The 16,818-nt window shown below is 32.6% G+C and carries 18 protein-coding genes, 3 pseudogenes and 1 riboswitch; of the genes and pseudogenes, 2 read left to right on the forward strand and 19 right to left on the reverse strand.

The window, feature by feature from the left end; genetic code table 11:
- The 12 genes and pseudogenes from IDG45_RS14155 to cmk form a co-directional block, all read right to left on the reverse strand.
- Window positions 1-231 (reverse strand): annotated as a pseudogene (locus IDG45_RS14155) (hypothetical protein); the annotation flags it as partial.
- A gap of 66 nt (window positions 232-297) precedes the next feature.
- On the reverse strand, window positions 298-747 hold the full coding sequence (gene ndk, locus IDG45_RS07160) for a nucleoside-diphosphate kinase (protein WP_000442480.1): 450 nt from the start codon (window positions 745-747) through the stop codon (window positions 298-300).
- Between the two features lie 91 nt (window positions 748-838).
- Complete coding sequence (locus IDG45_RS07165) at window positions 839-1,798, reverse strand: polyprenyl synthetase family protein (RefSeq protein ID WP_001096479.1); 960 nt, start codon at window positions 1,796-1,798, stop codon at window positions 839-841.
- Between the two features lies 1 nt (window position 1,799).
- The gene (locus IDG45_RS07170; protein ID WP_000774684.1) at window positions 1,800-2,525 is read right to left on the reverse strand and encodes a demethylmenaquinone methyltransferase; all 726 of its coding nucleotides are present in this window, start codon (window positions 2,523-2,525) and stop codon (window positions 1,800-1,802) included.
- A 2-nt stretch (window positions 2,526-2,527) separates the two neighbouring features.
- Window positions 2,528-3,100, reverse strand: a complete 573-nt coding sequence (locus IDG45_RS07175; protein ID WP_000450555.1) for a heptaprenyl diphosphate synthase component 1 — start codon at window positions 3,098-3,100, stop codon at window positions 2,528-2,530.
- 430 nt (window positions 3,101-3,530) lie between these two features.
- Window positions 3,531-3,803 (reverse strand): non-specific DNA-binding protein Hbs, encoded by a 273-nt coding sequence (hbs, locus tag IDG45_RS07180; protein WP_001043863.1) that lies wholly within the window; start codon window positions 3,801-3,803, stop codon window positions 3,531-3,533.
- A 170-nt stretch (window positions 3,804-3,973) separates the two neighbouring features.
- On the reverse strand, window positions 3,974-4,972 hold the full coding sequence (locus tag IDG45_RS07185; protein ID WP_000161743.1) for an NAD(P)H-dependent glycerol-3-phosphate dehydrogenase: 999 nt from the start codon (window positions 4,970-4,972) through the stop codon (window positions 3,974-3,976).
- A 16-nt stretch (window positions 4,973-4,988) separates the two neighbouring features.
- Window positions 4,989-6,299 carry a ribosome biogenesis GTPase Der gene (gene der / locus IDG45_RS07190; RefSeq protein WP_000165530.1) on the reverse strand — a complete coding sequence of 437 codons (1,311 nt, stop codon included), beginning with the start codon at window positions 6,297-6,299 and terminating at the stop codon, window positions 4,989-4,991.
- A gap of 221 nt (window positions 6,300-6,520) precedes the next feature.
- Complete coding sequence (gene rpsA, locus IDG45_RS07195; RefSeq protein ID WP_000133955.1) at window positions 6,521-7,696, reverse strand: 30S ribosomal protein S1; 1,176 nt, start codon at window positions 7,694-7,696, stop codon at window positions 6,521-6,523.
- 256 nt (window positions 7,697-7,952) lie between these two features.
- Complete coding sequence (locus IDG45_RS07200; RefSeq protein WP_111063926.1) at window positions 7,953-8,144, reverse strand: hypothetical protein; 192 nt, start codon at window positions 8,142-8,144, stop codon at window positions 7,953-7,955.
- A 116-nt stretch (window positions 8,145-8,260) separates the two neighbouring features.
- Window positions 8,261-8,365, reverse strand: coding sequence for a hypothetical protein (locus IDG45_RS07205; protein ID WP_111063924.1), 105 nt, complete (start codon window positions 8,363-8,365; stop codon window positions 8,261-8,263).
- Between the two features lie 42 nt (window positions 8,366-8,407).
- Entirely contained in the window at window positions 8,408-9,067 is a 660-nt protein-coding gene (gene cmk / locus IDG45_RS07210; RefSeq protein WP_000644392.1) for a (d)CMP kinase, read from the reverse strand.
- A gap of 76 nt (window positions 9,068-9,143) precedes the next feature.
- Here cmk and IDG45_RS07215 point away from each other — a divergent pair, with 76 nt between their 5' ends.
- Window positions 9,144-10,112: an asparaginase gene (locus tag IDG45_RS07215; protein WP_000681768.1), complete on the forward strand. Its 969-nt coding sequence runs from the start codon at window positions 9,144-9,146 to the stop codon at window positions 10,110-10,112.
- Between the two features lie 114 nt (window positions 10,113-10,226).
- Here the strand turns inward: IDG45_RS07215 and ypdA are convergent, their stop codons facing one another.
- From ypdA to IDG45_RS07240, 5 genes and pseudogenes are all read right to left on the reverse strand, one after another.
- Complete coding sequence (gene ypdA / locus IDG45_RS07220) at window positions 10,227-11,213, reverse strand: bacillithiol disulfide reductase YpdA (protein ID WP_001174260.1); 987 nt, start codon at window positions 11,211-11,213, stop codon at window positions 10,227-10,229.
- Between the two features lie 196 nt (window positions 11,214-11,409).
- Window positions 11,410-11,490 (reverse strand): annotated as a pseudogene (locus tag IDG45_RS07225) (hypothetical protein); the annotation flags it as partial.
- Between the two features lie 124 nt (window positions 11,491-11,614).
- Window positions 11,615-12,898, reverse strand: coding sequence for a LysM peptidoglycan-binding domain-containing protein (locus IDG45_RS07230; RefSeq protein ID WP_000069302.1), 1,284 nt, complete (start codon window positions 12,896-12,898; stop codon window positions 11,615-11,617).
- 152 nt (window positions 12,899-13,050) lie between these two features.
- Entirely contained in the window at window positions 13,051-14,430 is a 1,380-nt protein-coding gene (locus tag IDG45_RS07235; protein WP_000902112.1) for a RecQ family ATP-dependent DNA helicase, read from the reverse strand.
- Window positions 14,420-15,373 (reverse strand): YpbB family protein, encoded by a 954-nt coding sequence (locus IDG45_RS07240; protein WP_001163818.1) that lies wholly within the window; start codon window positions 15,371-15,373, stop codon window positions 14,420-14,422. The genes IDG45_RS07235 and IDG45_RS07240 overlap by 11 nt, the downstream gene beginning before the upstream one ends.
- Window positions 15,374-15,480: 107 nt before the next feature.
- Here IDG45_RS07240 and IDG45_RS07245 point away from each other — a divergent pair, with 107 nt between their 5' ends.
- The gene (locus IDG45_RS07245) at window positions 15,481-15,729 is read left to right on the forward strand and encodes a ferredoxin (RefSeq protein ID WP_001151998.1); all 249 of its coding nucleotides are present in this window, start codon (window positions 15,481-15,483) and stop codon (window positions 15,727-15,729) included.
- A 105-nt stretch (window positions 15,730-15,834) separates the two neighbouring features.
- Here IDG45_RS07245 and IDG45_RS07250 read toward each other — a convergent pair whose 3' ends face one another.
- Together IDG45_RS07250 and IDG45_RS07255 are read right to left on the reverse strand one after the other, a co-directional pair.
- Window positions 15,835-16,380, reverse strand: coding sequence for an ECF transporter S component (locus tag IDG45_RS07250; RefSeq protein ID WP_001186910.1), 546 nt, complete (start codon window positions 16,378-16,380; stop codon window positions 15,835-15,837).
- Window positions 16,381-16,441: 61 nt separating this feature from the next.
- Window positions 16,442-16,576, reverse strand: a riboswitch (FMN riboswitch).
- Between the two features lie 82 nt (window positions 16,577-16,658).
- A pseudogene (locus IDG45_RS07255) lies at window positions 16,659-16,789 on the reverse strand (hypothetical protein).
- Between the last annotated feature and the right edge of the window lie 29 nt (window positions 16,790-16,818).

Raw genomic sequence — 16,818 nt, forward strand, 5'->3', positions numbered from 1 at the left:
TACAAAGGAGAAAAAAAGAAGACAACCAAGCCCAATAATGGACTGGCCGCCTAATAATAAAAACTCTAAAAGTTGTAATTTAAAATAGTTCTTTAAATTATATACCCACCACATTTGGTGGAGAACCATAATATACAAGCTATATTTCTTTATATAAAAGTAAATGGACTGATCATTTTTTATAAAGTTAATCAGTCCGTATAAAAATAGGGCTTTGTTATGAATGGTCATAAATCACTAACCACATAACAAAACCCTTTTTCCTTTTATAAATCAGAAAGGTTTATAGCTTATATTTTATTCGTATAACCAAGCATCACGTGGTGAAGCATAGCTAGTAATTTCATTTTCATTAAACCATAAATTAATTTCACGTTCAGCAGACTCTAATGAATCTGAACCGTGAATGATATTTCTACCAACAGTTAAACCTAAATCACCTCTAATTGATCCTGGTGAAGCTTCTGAAGGATTGGTGCTGCCAATAATATGTCTAGATACATTAACTGCATCTTCACCTTCAACTACCATTGCGAACACTGGTGCTGATGTAATAAATGAAATTAAATCATTATAAAATGGTTTACCTTGGTGTTCACCATAATGTGTTTCAGCAAGTTCCATTGGTACTTGCATTAATTTACCACCGACAAGTTTTAGTCCTTTTCTTTCAATTCTTGAAATTACTTCACCAATTAGATTTCTTTGTACTGCATCTGGTTTAATCATTAAAAATGTACGTTCCACTTTATGTATCCCCCTGTGTTTAATAGGTTTATGTATATTACTATTATATATTAACAGGTTGGTAAAGCGCTTTCAATACTTTTCATAAATACTATGTGTTTCTTGACCCCATTTTTTTCGTCAAACTTAAAAGTAGTGATTTCGGATGTCCATCTGGTAACTCAGAAATCAAATCCAAAGCTTTACTTAAATACTTCGAACTTACTGCCTTAGCTTCATCGATGCTGTCAGATTTTCTAATGATTTGGATACATTCTTCAAATTCTTTGCGTTCACTATCACGACGTAATTGTTCGATTTTCAATTTGAAGTCTGGATTTTTACGCATTTCTAATAAAATCGGTAACGTAATATGACCATTAAGCAAATCACTTCCAACCGGCTTACCTAATTTCTTTTCGGTACTTGTGAAGTCTAATACATCATCAATGATTTGGAAGCTCATGCCTATATAATGACCAATCATTTTCAATTTTCGTACAGTCTCTTTATCAGATTGAGATGTAATTGCACCAACTTCAGTTGATAATTGAATTAACAGTGCTGTTTTACGATTGATACGTCGTAAATAATTGATAATTGTCTGTTGACTGTTAAATTGGTCTTGAAATTGGAAAAGTTCCCCTCTACAAACATCAACGATAGATTCAGATATTAATTGATGTACACGATTATCTTTAACGGCCATTAAGTGTTCAAGTCCTAATGCCAATAAAAAATTCCCAGTTAAAATAGCAGTTGTCTGATCCCATTTCTTTGATATGGTTAACTTGCCTCGACGCTTGTCGCTTTTATCAATAACGTCATCATGAACAAGTGTTGCCATATGAATTAACTCTAATGCGACTGCAACTTGATACGTTTGTTCAGACGTTTGTTCATCTTTGCCAAATTGGCTACTCAGAATTACAAATGCTGGGCGTACTCTTTTACCACCAGAAGACAATAAGTGTAATGATGCCTGTTCTAATACAGAATCTTTACTTTTTATTGCCTTTTCAAGTCGTTGTTCCACTTTCTTAATTTCATTGTTCATGTTTAACTTTGCCACGTTAATCACCTTTGGTATTATCTTTTTCTTTATAGCCAAGGTGCATTGCAGCAACGCCCCCTGTAAAACTACGTACTCTTACATTTATGAAACCCGCTTCTTCAAACATGCGCTTCAACTCTTCTTTTCCAGGAAAATTAAACGTAGATTGCTGTAACCATTCATATTCTTCTTTTGATTTTGCAAATAATTTTCCAAAAATAGGCATAACAAATTTAAAGTATAATGCATACATTTGTTTAAAGACTGGCAAAGTTGGTTGGCTCGTTTCAAGACATACCACCATACCACCTGGTTTAAGTACTCTATTCATTTCTTTTAACGCGACTAAATAGTCTGGAACATTCCTTAATCCAAACCCAATTGTTACATAATCAAAAGAATTGTCTTCAAACGGCAATTCCATTGCATCACCATGAACAAGTTTAACATTTTCCATTGAAGCAGTTTTTTCTTTTCCTACTTCTAACATATTCTCACTAAAGTCAATACCAGTAACTTCACCTGTTGGTCCTACAGCTTTGCTTAATGCGATTGTCCAATCACCAGTACCACAACAAACATCTAATGCTTTCGTACCTTTTCTAACACCCATGTCTTTCATGACACGTTTTCTCCATACTTTATGCTGCTCAAAACTAATAATATTATTTAATCTGTCATATTTTTTTGAAATATTTTGAAAAACGCGATGTACTTGCTCTTTATTTGCTTTATTGTCAGCCATGCTTAATTACCTCTACTTTTTAAATAACTTTTTTGGATATCGTGTAAGTAATGCTTTACTTCACTTTGATTATATTTCTTGAAGTATGATGGATAGTAATCAGACATATCTTCAAATAAATAATTATATATTTCCGACTCATCAATATTGATACCGAAATGAGATAACGTAATATATGGGAAAAGTGTTTCAATTTTTACTATTGCTTGAGAAATTTCATAATCATTTAAAGCTTGATGATGTAATGAAGATTTCAATTCATTAATTTCAACAATTGCTTTACTAATTTCATTTTGAAATGACAAATCATTGATTTCTGCTAGTAGCGTATAAAAATGTGCACTAATTAAATCTCCAATCAAAATGGAATGCTTAGACAAATGATTATATGTAATGTCATCAAGGTGTCTCATTGATGTGTCAATTGTGAGGCATGCTACTTTGGCAACATCTGGAATATCATATGAATCGAGTAACTTACCTAACCGATGATTAATATTAATGGATTCATATTCTGATACGCCCTTTAATCTTTCTTCTATTTGTCTTTCCAATTTGCTAACAGTTGTTTCCATGTCTACACCTCACGATATTATCACTATTCATATTAACATTATATGTAAGAAATTAAAATCTTTTGAAGCATTAAGATTACTTATCATTTTTAAATTTCAATTTAAACTAACAGTAATTTATGTAGCTTTTGTAATTCTCATAATAACCCTTACTTCATTTACATTATTCATCATTTTAAATAACGTAAAATACTATAGTAGACATGGTTACCTTTTAAGTAAATTCAACGCTAACAATTAATCTCATTATTCATATGTATATTTTGTAGTTGCTATTTTTATCAAAACTATGATGTCATGTAATATTTTGAACGCTTAAACAATGAATGTTCCAAAGATTAAAAACTTAGAAGAACATTACAATTTATGTACAGGTTGTAAGTATTAAAAGCAAAATAAAAAGCCCTTATTCAGGGCTTTTTAAGTAAAATTATTTTACAGCATCTTTTAATGCTTTACCAGCTTTGAATGCTGGAACTTTACTTGCTGGGATATCAATTTCTTTACCAGTTTGAGGGTTACGACCTTTACGTGCAGCACGTTCACGTACCTCAAAGTTACCGAAACCAATTAATTGTACTTTTTCACCTTTAGCAAGTGAGTTTTGGATTGATTCGAATACAGCATCTACTGCTGAACCAGCTTCTTTTTTAGTTAAATCAGCTTGCTCTGCAACTGCATTGATTAAATCTGTTTTGTTCATTAGACATTCACCTCCTGAGGTTTGATAATGATATGTTTATATCATTATGGTAAAACTTTAACACAAGCATTACATAAATCGCAATCATTTATGTGGCAAAAACGTTGAATTTAAGCCATTTCTATTCATTTTGCGTAATTATTAGCTGTATATGTGTAATAATACACATTTTATTCAGATTTTTTATCGCGCTCCATTAAATCTTTTACGCATTCTTTTACCGAAATATTTTCAAATAATACTCTATATAATGCATTTGTAATTGGCATATCCACATTTTTTTCTTTAGCTAAATGATAAACGGATTTAGTTGTATAAATACCTTCAACAACCATATTCATTTCAGATAATGCTTGATCCATTGATTCACCTTGTCCAAGTTTATATCCTAATGTGAAATTTCGAGAATGTGTTGATGTGCAAGTAACGATTAAGTCACCGATACCACCTAAACCTAGAAATGTCATAGGATCGGCACCTAACTTTTCACCTAATCTGCTAATTTCCGCTAAGCCACGAGTCATTAATGCAGCTTTTGCATTATCACCGTAGCCAATTCCAGCTACGATACCACTTGCTACTGCGATGATATTTTTCAATGCACCACCAAGTTCAACACCAATCAAATCATCATTCGTGTACACACGTAAATAATCATTCATAAATAAATCTTGCGTTAATTTACTTACATTTTTATCTTTTGATGAAGCAGCAACTGTAGTTGGTTGCTTGACTACAACTTCTTCCGCATGACTTGGCCCGGACAACACACCAATACCTGCATTATATTCAGGTGAAATAGAATCTTCAATCATTTCTGACACACGTTTAAATGTCCCATTTTCAATACCTTTAGCAACATGTATAAAAGTCTTTTTAGATGTCAGCTTATCATTAATTTGAGTAGCAACTTCTCGCATTGCTTTAGTAGGTAAAGCCATTAAGTAAATATCTGCAAATTGAATTGCTTTGGTCATATCTGAAGTAGCGATGATGTTAACGTCTAATTTCGCGTATTTTAAATACTTTTTATTTGTATGACATGTATTTAATTCATCAACAGCATCTTGATTTTTACCCCACATCAAAACATCATGTCCATTTTCTGCAAGAACATTGGCAAGGGCTGTCCCAAAACTTCCCATACCAAAAACGGTAATTTTAGTCATTGTTATCCCCCAATCGTTAATTTCTCTTTCGAGCTATAATATGAATTGGTGTACCTTCAAAACCAAAAGCGGCACGGATTTGATTCTCTAAATAGCGTTTATAAGAAAAATGCATTAATTCTACATCATTAACAAATACAACAAATGTCGGTGGTTCTATAGCAACTTGTGTTGCATAAAAGACATTCAAACGTCTACCTTTGTCTGTTGGTGTAGGGTTCATGGAAATTGCATCAGTAACGACTTCATTTAAAGTTGAACTTTGAACACGTTTTTTATGGTTTTCACTTGCTTCATTAATGTAAGGGAATAATGTACGTAATCTTGTGCGTTCTTTAGCAGACACAAAAGCAATTTGTGCATAATCTAAAAATTGGAATTCTTTACGTACTTCATCTTCAAATTTCTTCATCGTTTTACTATCTTTTTCCACAGTATCCCATTTATTTACGACAATCACGACTGCTTTACCTTGTTCATGTGCATATCCTGCAACACGTTTATCTTGTTCAATAATGCCTTGTTCTGCATCAATAACCACTAAAACAACATTTGAACGTTCAATCGCTTTTAAAGCTCTTAATACTGAATATTTCTCAGTTGATTCATATACTTTTCCTTTTTTACGCATACCAGCAGTATCGATTAAAACATAATCTTGTCCATCATAACTATACTCTGTATCAATAGCGTCTCTCGTTGTCCCTGCAACATTAGAAACGATAACGCGGTCTTCACCTAAAATAGCATTTACTAAACTTGATTTACCTACGTTTGGTCGTCCAATAATGGATAGTCGAATTGTATCTTCATCATAAGGGTCTTCTTCCTCTTCACCAAAATGAGAAACAACTGCATCTAACAAGTCACCAAGCCCTAAACCATGTGACCCTGATATCGGATACGGTTCACCAAATCCTAATGAATAGAAATCATACACGTCTGTACGCATTTCCATATTATCTACTTTGTTAACCGCTAATACGACCGGTTTTTTAGATTTGTATAAAATTTGAGCGACCATTTCATCGCTTTGTGTCAATCCTTCACGCACGTTAACCATAAAAATAATAACATCCGCTTCATCTATGGCGATTTCTGCCTGCGCTCTAATTTGTGTTTGGAATGGTGCATCACCAATTTCAATACCACCTGTATCAATAATATTGAAATCATGTGTTAACCACTCACCTGAAGAATAAATACGATCTCGTGTTACACCTGGCGTATCTTCAACAATCGAAACACGTTCTCCAACTATTCTATTAAAAATTGTAGATTTACCTACATTAGGCCTACCTACAATAGCTACTATAGGTTTAGTCATAAGCTAACTTCCTCTCTTTCTTATATCTTTTTAATAATATCACATGAGACTGTGTATTCAAAATGAGTTTATTACTGTAATGATAAAAACCAGCACTTAAAACTTTATCTTATAAAACACTTAGTTAAATTTGTCCACGTTATCATTCCGAATATATTTTGTTACATAAAAATACTCCACATGCAATCATAAACATGTGGAGTTGACTATTAAATATTGAATTATAGTTTAAGATTTTTAAGTTTATCACCAATCATATCGCCAATTGTTGGATTATCTTCTTCTTCGCTTTCTAAGTACGCCTTAGTCGTAGAAGGATCACTTTCAACAACATCTTCGTTTGGTAATGTTGCTTTAATAGATAGTGATACTCTTTCATTCTCTTCATCAATACCTAATATTTTAACATTTACTTGTTGACCAGGTTCTAACACTTCACCTGGCGTACCAATGTGTTTGTGTGCAATTTCAGAAATATGTACAAGTCCTTGTACACCTGGTGCAATTTCAACAAATGCACCAAAGTTTGCCAATCTTACTACGACACCTTCAATGACATCATTTTCGTGGAATTGACCTTTAATATTTTCGAAAGGTGTTGGTAACGTATCTTTGATTGATAATGAAATACGTTCTGTATCTCTATCAATAGATTTAATTTTAACTTTAACATCTTGACCAATTGAAACTACTTCTTCTGGTGTTTGAACATGTTCGTGAGAAAGTTCAGATACATGCACTAAACCATCAACACCGCCAATGTCTATAAATGCACCAAATTGAGTTAAACGCGCTACTTTACCATCAATAACATCGCCTTCATTTAAAGATTGTAATAATTGATCTTTTTTAGCATCGTTTTCTTCTTGTTCAACTGCTTTACGGCTTAAAATGACTCTATTATTTTCAGGATCCAATTCTTCAACTTTAATACGAATTGTTTGTCCATCAAACACAGAGAAATCCTCAATGAAGTCTGTTGAAATTAGTGAAGCCGGAACAAAACCTCTTTGTCCTACATCAACAACCAAACCACCTTTAACTACTTCTGTTACTTTCGCTTCGATGATTTCATTATTATCTAATTTTTCTTGTAAATAACTATAAGACTTCTCAGTTTCAAGTTGTCTTCTAGATAAGATGTAAGCTCCAGTTTCATTTTCTTCATCAAACTCAACTTTAGTGACATATGCTTCAACTTCGTCGCCCTCTTTTACAACTTCACTTGGGCTATCAATATGATGCGTAGATAGTTGACTAATAGGAATAATCCCATTAAATTTACCACCGTTGATATGAACAACAACTTGCTTGTCTTCAACTTGTTGTACCTCGCCAGTGACTTTGTCACCTTCTTTAATATCGTTAATCATTGATTCATTGAATTCTTCAGTCATCTTGTTTGCCTCCTTATACACTACATATTTATAACATCTTATAAACTGACAGAATTGTCAAGAAATTCTACCTTTATTACATTTAGTAAATTAGTTGTATCCATAAATATGTCACTTAATCTCATTCTGTGTATTAGTTGGACATATATTTATTACAACCATATATTAATACAAGTAATAAAGTCCGCTATGTTTATACATATTTTTTGTATAAAAATTAGCATAGCTCACTATTTTGTTTTATAAGTCTGTCATTTCATTGTTCTCTACAAGATATATTATAGTAAAATTTTATACTTTTATAAAACAAAAAGCCACGCAAATAAGCAACTTTTACATTTGAATAGTAAGAAGACCGTATATAGTGCATCTTTCTCGAATTATTACATAGGACACTTTTTGTGACTAAATCAGCTTCTTTTGCAATACTTAGATTTGTAACACTCATTTTCTTACCATTTGTAAAATGCTTTATGAATGTAATGAATTATTTTTGGAATTCTAATAATTTATCTTTATTATTTCTGTTTACGTTTTGAAAAACTTACACAATTGACTGATGCATTAACTTTTACCAAAAATAAAAAGGCAACTTTCATTCATCGTTGAATAAAAATCACCTTTTAATTTGAGTAAATTATTAACAGCACATTCAATTTGTATATGCATTAAGCGTTGCCCATTACAAATAAATAGTTATGACTTACTAGATTATTTAATTTGATTCACCATCGCTAAAATCTCGTCAGTAACTTCTTCAATCGTCTTGCCTGTCGTATCTAAAGTCACTGCATCATCTGCTTTTCTTAATGGTGATATTTCACGGTTCATGTCATATTGATCACGTGCTTCAATATCACGTTTTAAATCTTCAAAATTTGATTCGATACCTCTTAATTGATTATCTTTATATCTTCTTTCTGCTCGCTCTTCAACTGATGCAATCATATATACTTTTAAATCTGCATCTGGTAGCACTACAGTTCCGATATCGCGACCGTCCATTACGATACCTTTTTCTGCAGCTAACTCTTTTTGTTTTTTAACGGCGAATGAACGTACTGGCTCTTTAGATGCAACGTATGAAACATGTTGCGTCACATCATTATTTCTCAAAAAGTCTGTTACATCTTCGTTATCTAAAATGACACATTGACCTTTATCTGCTTTATAAGTTAAATCTAATGTTGTTTGGTCAACTAGTTTTGCAAAGTCCTCAGTTTTGTTTAATTTTAAATATTTGTATGTTAATGCACGATACATTGCTCCTGTATCTACATAAATCATTGATAGTTCACTGGCTACACGTTTCGCAATTGTACTTTTTCCGGCAGCAGCTGGACCATCTAATGCAATATTAATGGCTTTCATGCGTCATTTCCCTTCCTTGTCGTTTTATAAATAATATTTTATCATAATTAAGTAAATGAAATATAGGAGGAAATATATGAAACATCTACTTGTTATTCATACTGGTGGCACCATTAGTATGTCACAAGACCAATCTAATAAAGTAGTAACAAATGATATTAACCCTCTTTCACTGCATCAAGATGTCATAAATCAATATGCACAAATAGATGAATTAAATCCTTTTAATGTACCATCACCTCATATGACAATCCAACATGTTAAACAATTAAAGGATATTATTTTAGAAGCAGTAACAAATAAATATTATGATGGTTTCGTTATCACGCATGGTACCGATACGTTAGAAGAAACTGCCTTTTTACTTGATTTAATATTAGGTATCGAGCAACCTGTTGTTATTACTGGCGCAATGCGCTCGTCTAATGAAATTGGTTCTGACGGATTATATAATTATATTTCCGCTATTCGCGTTGCCTCTGATGAAAAGGCCCGTCATAAAGGCGTGATGGTTGTATTTAATGATGAAATACATACGGCCCGTAACGTTACCAAAACACATACGTCTAATACAAACACATTTCAAAGTCCAAATCATGGTCCGCTAGGTGTATTGACAAAGGATCGTGTGCAATTCCATCATATGCCATATCGCCAACAAGCATTGGAAAATGTCAATGAGAAACTAAATGTACCATTAGTAAAAGCATATATGGGTATGCCAGGTGACATTTTTAGTTTTTATAGTCGTGAAGGTATCGATGGTATGGTTATTGAAGCGTTAGGGCAAGGCAACATACCTCCAAGCGCATTAGAAGGCATTCAACAATTAGTATCTTTAAATATACCTATTGTGCTAGTTTCACGTTCCTTTAATGGTATTGTGAGTCCAACTTACGCATACGATGGTGGTGGTTACCAACTCGCACAACAAGGTTTTATTTTTTCTAACGGTTTGAATGGTCCAAAAGCAAGATTAAAATTATTAGTCGCGTTAAGCAATAATTTAGATAAAGCTGAAATCAAATCATATTTTGAATTATAATGATTACTTAACATAAAAAGGTCTATGTACAATAATTAGTCATCAACCTCATTTGACATATCATGAATGTCAGTCGTTGTAAAACTAAGTTATTTAGTACATAGACCTTTATTTTTATGATTCTAACGGCGTTTGTTTCTTAGCTAGCATGCTTTGAGCAATAATGCCACCGTGGAATTTACCATTTTCAATAAAAATGGTATTCGCATCGTTCCCTGCAGCAATCACACCTGCAATGTAGCAATTTTCGATATTTGTTTCGTATGTTTCTTTATTATACATAGGCGCTGTTCCAAATTCATTTGTATTAATTTGAATGCCTACAGATTTTAAAAATTCATAATCGGGATGATAACCAATCATCGCAAATACATAATCATTGTGTATCGTTTTACTTTCACCATTTACTTCATAAGTCACAGTATCTTCAGTTATTTGGGTAACATTAGCATTAAATTCCATGTCAATTTTTTCATGATTTACTAATGCTGTGAAATTTGGAAGTATCCACGGTTTAATTGAAGGCGAATAATCTCCACCACGATATAGAACCGTCACGTTAGCACCAGCTTTTTCCAACTCCAAAGCAGCATCGATAGCCGAATTCTTACCACCAATAATAACAACATCTTGATCAAAATACGGATGTGCCTCTTTAAAATAATGGAACACTTTAGGTAAATCCGCACCTTCAACCTCTAATGTATTATGCTGACCATAATAGCCTGTCGCGATTGTTAAAAATCGACATTCATAAACATCTTTCGTCGTAGTAATTGTAAATTTATTATTCATTTTTTTAACAGTTAATACTTCTTCAAATGCATTTACTTTTAATTGATGATGTTTTACAACTTCTCGGTAATAAACTAGCGCTTGATTACGTCTTGGTTTACTTTCTTCAACGATAAACGGTACGTCCCCAATACTTAATTTATCACTTGATGAGAAAAATGTTTGGTGAGTAGGATAATTGTAGATTGATTCAACGACATTACCCTTTTCAATAATTAAGGTATCAATACCTTTTCTTTTTTGTTCAATAGCCGCACTTAATCCGCATGGCCCTCCACCAATTATGATACTTTCAACTTTTTGCATTGTTTCGGCCTCCTTTAATCCCAAACTATTATAACAGTTCAGTGAATGATGCGCTAAGTCTGTGCTTGAAGATTTATGATATATTTTTGACAATTTGTTTAATGTGCATAGAGAATTGTTAGCTACGGAGTTGAATAGCACTACAATTTAATATGTTGATTTATTTTTTATTCTTCCTTGTTAAATTTGTTGATTATGGTGTTTTATCTTTTTGATGACTATGTAAAAAGTTAAATTGATATGTCAATATTCGAGACAACACCTTGTTAAATAACAAACTTTGAAAATGAAAAAACTGCTACATACTTATAAGCGCAATTTAAGTTTTCTAAATTATTTAGAGAAACTTTATAATATGCACGTTTGTATATAGCAGTTCAGTTACAATTTATTTAGTTATATTATGGAATAACGATTTGTTGCCCGTTTCTAATATTGTTACCACTTAAACCATTGGCACGTCTAATTTTTTCAACATTTTCCGGTGAACCTGAACCGTAGTATTGAATTGCGATACGGTATAAGTTTTCTTGACCATTCACTGTATGTCTTTGGCCACCACCTTGACGTTGTTGTTGCTGTTGTTGATTTTGATTAGCTTGTTGTTGATTTTGATTATTTTGTGCTTGGTTGTTCGCTTGATTAGCGTTGTTTTGATCATTATCAGATTCATCTTTAGTCGCTTTGTCTTGATCATCTTTTGATTTATCACTGTCTGTAGATTTTGATTTATCTTTAGAAGCGTCTTTAGATGTGTCTTTATCTTTACTTTCATCAGCATTATTTTTATTTGTATTCGCGATTTTATTTTCTTTTGTACCATTATTATGATTGTTTAATGCCATGCCTCCAAATATCGCTAATGCACCGATAATTAGTACAGCTGCAATTAATGGTAACAATACTTTGGCCATGCCACCTTTTTTACGTTCTTTATCTCTGTCATGGTGGTCATGTTCATCATGGTTTTGACTTGCATTATTAGAGGCATGTGATTTTGAAGCGGCAGAAGCACTTTTACTTGCTGCGCCTCCAGCCAAACCTGCTGTTCCAGCACCGATTGCTGCACCTTTTTTACCATTATGATGATCTTTAGATTCATCTTTGTCTTGCTTAACAGTTACATCATCATGTTTATCTTTTGATGTATTTGCTTGGTTAGCACCTGTTGCAAAATATGGTTTAGGTTGCTGAGATTGTTCAGCTTCACTCTTATCAGAAACTGTTGAATGCTCAGTGCTATTTTCTGCATCTTTAATAGTCTCGTGTTTATCATTGTCTTCGATTGGTTCTGGATGTGATTTATCCATTGCAAAAGCATTCTTATTATAATATTCCTCTTCATGTTGAGGTGTACTGTCTTGATGGCTAGGTTCTTGATTTACAGAACTATGCGCTGATGATTCGACTTGACGATCATCTAATGTGCCAGCCTCATTGTGAGCATTATCGTCAGATGCTTGTGATTCATCGTGATGTTGTTTGTTATGATTTGTTGCTAAATCACGGCGTCTTTTTCTTCTTTGGGCATTTCTTGGTGGGAACTGTTGCTCCGTATTCTCTGTTGTATCTTGATGTTCTAATTCTGATTGGTCTTTTTCGACATCTTCCGTATGGTCTTGATGTGAATTTGTGTCTATCGATTGACGATTTTTTTCAAAGTCATCTTTAAAATTATTAGACATAGCCATCTTCCTTTCTATTCTATTACAATGATTTTACATAAAATATACCCGTATGACACAAGTTTATGTATATTTTTCAAAATTATTTCAATCATTTTCCAATTGTGTATACACTAATTATAGCTTGTCAATTTTCTTTTAGTAAAGTAATACTATCTGAGAAATAAATTTTGCAACTTTTCATCAAATCCAATACTTCTAATTACCTTCTTCTTATTTAAAATTGCGATATCAGTTATATTAGAATCATTGTCACAACATCGATCTTGTGCCGGTGGATATTCACCGAAAAATTCTAATAAATACTTCCGTCTACATTGATCCAATTTGCAATAGCCAATCATGCGAAAGAATCCTAATTGCTTTCGTTTAAATGATTGCTTAAATACCTGTTTCAAGGCGCCGATACTATAGAATGAATGCAACGTTGTCAAAACGTCTTGTTTATCGGGAGCTAAAAATTCTCCTATTTCGAAATTTTGTACATCTTCTTCTGTTATCATATCTGCAAATAATAACGTTTCTAAAATATATTTATCGTCCGGTTGGAATAAACTAATTGCCTGACTTAGTTCACCATCGCGACCCGCACGGCCAATTTCTTGAATGTAGTTAGAAGGACTTGTTGAAAGATGAAAGTGAATGATTGTGCGAATATCTTTTTTATTAATCCCCATACCAAAAGCACTCGTTGCGACTATAATCGGAATATCATTATTTAAAAATTGTTGTTGAACTGTGTGTCGCTCTTGATAATTCATATCACCATGATAAATGCCTGTAAGAAAACCTGAATCATAAATAAGTTGCGCTAAATTCAGACACATCTTTTTCGATGAGACATAAATAATCGTTGGTCCCGACTGTTGTAGAAACGGCAGTAGCCACTCAATTTTATCCTCATCATCATGAAAATTAAGATGCTTAAAGCTTATGTTTGGGCGATTCATTGTAGTTTTAATAACGTTGAATTGAACCGCTAACATTTCCGTCAAATCATCTTGCAAATGTGGTGGTGCAGTTGCTGTCAACGCCAAGACAACTGCGTCCTTAAAATGCTTAGTTACCTTACCTATTAGCGCGTAATGTGGTCTGAAGTCGTAGCCCCATTCAGATAAACAATGTGCTTCATCTAGTACAATCATGCCAAAGTCTATCGTGGAAATTAATTTAAAATTTGCCGGTTGCAGGAGAAATTCTGGACTTAGAAAGATGAAGCGGCTATGTCGTAAACATTTAATATTATGCTTTTTCTCAATTTCATCCATACCAGAGTGGATACATGTTACACGTTTTTCTCCATTTATTTTCAACTGCATAACTTGGTCATCCATTAAAGATATTAACGGTGAGATAATTAATGTCGGCTTACCTGATAAATACGTAGGTATTTGATAACACAAACTCTTACCACTTCCAGTTGGAAGAATACCTAGAGTGTGTTGTTGAGACATTATACTTTCTATAATTTCCTGTTGTCCCGGTTTAAAACTCTCAAAACCAAATTTGTTTCGTAAAATATCATGCAACATTCAGATCACCTCTTTCAAAACCAACGATTAATACTTTTAATTGAAAATATGATAACGTGTCAAATTGTTCTTTGTAAAATTTTAATCGCTCGCCACGATGTTGTTGATAAAAATTCAAAAATTGCAGTTGATCTTCTTGTTCAACATAATCATCGTAATTAGACATATAACCTTTGATAAAGATTTCAAGTACATGATCTTCGATAGTATTGATTTTAACTTGTTGTTGAACCGCTATATCTTCCATCGTGAATTGTTCAAGCAATCTTGTATAAGTAATATAGGTTTGATTTAATAATGTAGGTTTCATTATTATTTTTGATAAAATAGTATATTCTCCACTTTCTAATTCAAACATCATTGTCACTAAATTATTCATTTCGTATTCAAACAATTGCTGTTGAGATAGTTTTTCTATTAAACTAACTTGCTGTCTCGTATACATTGGTTCATCATAGCCTTGCAAATAATAATGTAAGTAACATGGCCCTTTTAAAGTTATTGCTTTAAACAAGTTATGTAGTTCATTTTCAAAGTCAAATTGTAGTTTGTTTTCTTTAATGTAGTTATAGACAATTTTTACAGTTTCTTGTATCTTATTATTTTGAGAGATTGGTACGAAACGAAAATCTTGCTGCATAGTATTAGACATGGTTTGCACTAATAGTTGAATTGCTTGAAATGTTTGCCCCATACTTTCAAATGTATATCTAGGATGCAATATGATTTGCATTTCAGCATTAAATTCAGTTATATTTTCTAAAAATAGCTCAAAAGACGGATATTTTAATAGTGGTAAACTGTGATATAATGACAACTGTTGTTGACTACAAGCGTCAAAAAAGGTTTGGTGAGATTTCTTACCAACTAAGATATTGTAAATACTTTTATTTGTTTTATAGTTAAATGTTTGTTGTAATGCTGTTTTTATAATGTGTTGCAAGTTTAACCCTCACTCTGTAAAACGGATAATTTGAAAATAAAAATGATGCTGTCTAAAATTTTAGTCACATTACTATTTTAGCATTTTTATCAAAGGAGGCGAAGACATTGGCAAAATATACAATTGTTGATATGGATACTTGTATTGCATGTGGTGCATGCGGTGCAGCAGCGCCAGATATATATGATTACGACGACGAAGGTATTGCTTTCGTAATCCTTGACGATAACCAAGGTACTGCAGAAGTACCTGAGGAATTATATGAAGATATGGAAGATGCAATTGATGGATGCCCTACAGATTCTATTAAAATTGCAGAAGAATCATTTGATGGGGACGCTTTAAAATTTGAATAATTGATTTTTTAGACAAATGTTCCATAGAAAAAGCAGGCAAGCTATCGTTTATTGATAGTCACCTGCTTTTTATTATTATGTGTATATTATTTTGCTTTAATTTGATTAAATTCTTTTCAAGAAATTCGCAAGCCTTCTATATAGTAAAATAAATACAATAGAAATGACGATACCTTTAATAATATTGAATGGTATAATTCCTGAAACAATGATTACTTTAAGATTATTTGCGATATCAGCTAAGTTAAATATCATACCGTATAAAGGTAATAGAACGAAATAGTTCAAGATACTCAACACGATAGTCATAACGATTGTTGCAATGATTAATCCAGTAATCAAAGATTTTGTTGAACGTTTATTTTTATAGATGGCGTAAGCAGTTAATAAGAAACTTGCGCCTGCTAAAAAATTAGCAAATGGTCCAACTGGATCGCCCATACTAAATAAGTAGTTCAATAAATTTTTAACCAGTTCAACTATGATACCGGCAACTGGTCCAAACGTAAATGTAGCTAGCAATGACGGTACATCACTAAAATCTAAAGTTAAGTATGGTGGCAAAAATGGTATAGGAAACTTGATAAAAGTTAACACAAACGCAATCGCGCTCAACATACTTATTGTGATAAGACGTTTATTTTGTTGCATATTCAATTTTCTCCTTCCATTCATCTCGTAAGAATAGGAGGATTATTGCACAACAAAAAACCTCCATCTTCTCCCATCCAGACTATACTGTCGGCTCTAGAATCTCACTAGATCAGCCACTAATATGATACATACTAGCAGGTCGCAGGCTTTATTTACTGCCGGTTGGGAATTACACCCGACCCCGAAGATGAATTTTACATTATTAAATTTAATTCTCATTAATTTTATACTATATATCACAAAACCTCAATAACTATGCTTTAATTAGATCATAGTTACGTAATTGGAGAATGTTTCATTGGTGAGTTGCGTTCATTGGTTGGAATGTTGTTTGTTTGATTGTTTTTTGAGATGGATTTTGGGACGGTTTTTTGATTCTATCACTCAATTGGGTCAAGATCGTCATTAAATGGAAAGCAAATTATAAGAATCTAA

It is taken from the genome of Staphylococcus sp. EG-SA-10 (assembly GCF_017151945.1).
GTDB lineage: Bacteria > Bacillota > Bacilli > Staphylococcales > Staphylococcaceae > Staphylococcus > Staphylococcus aureus.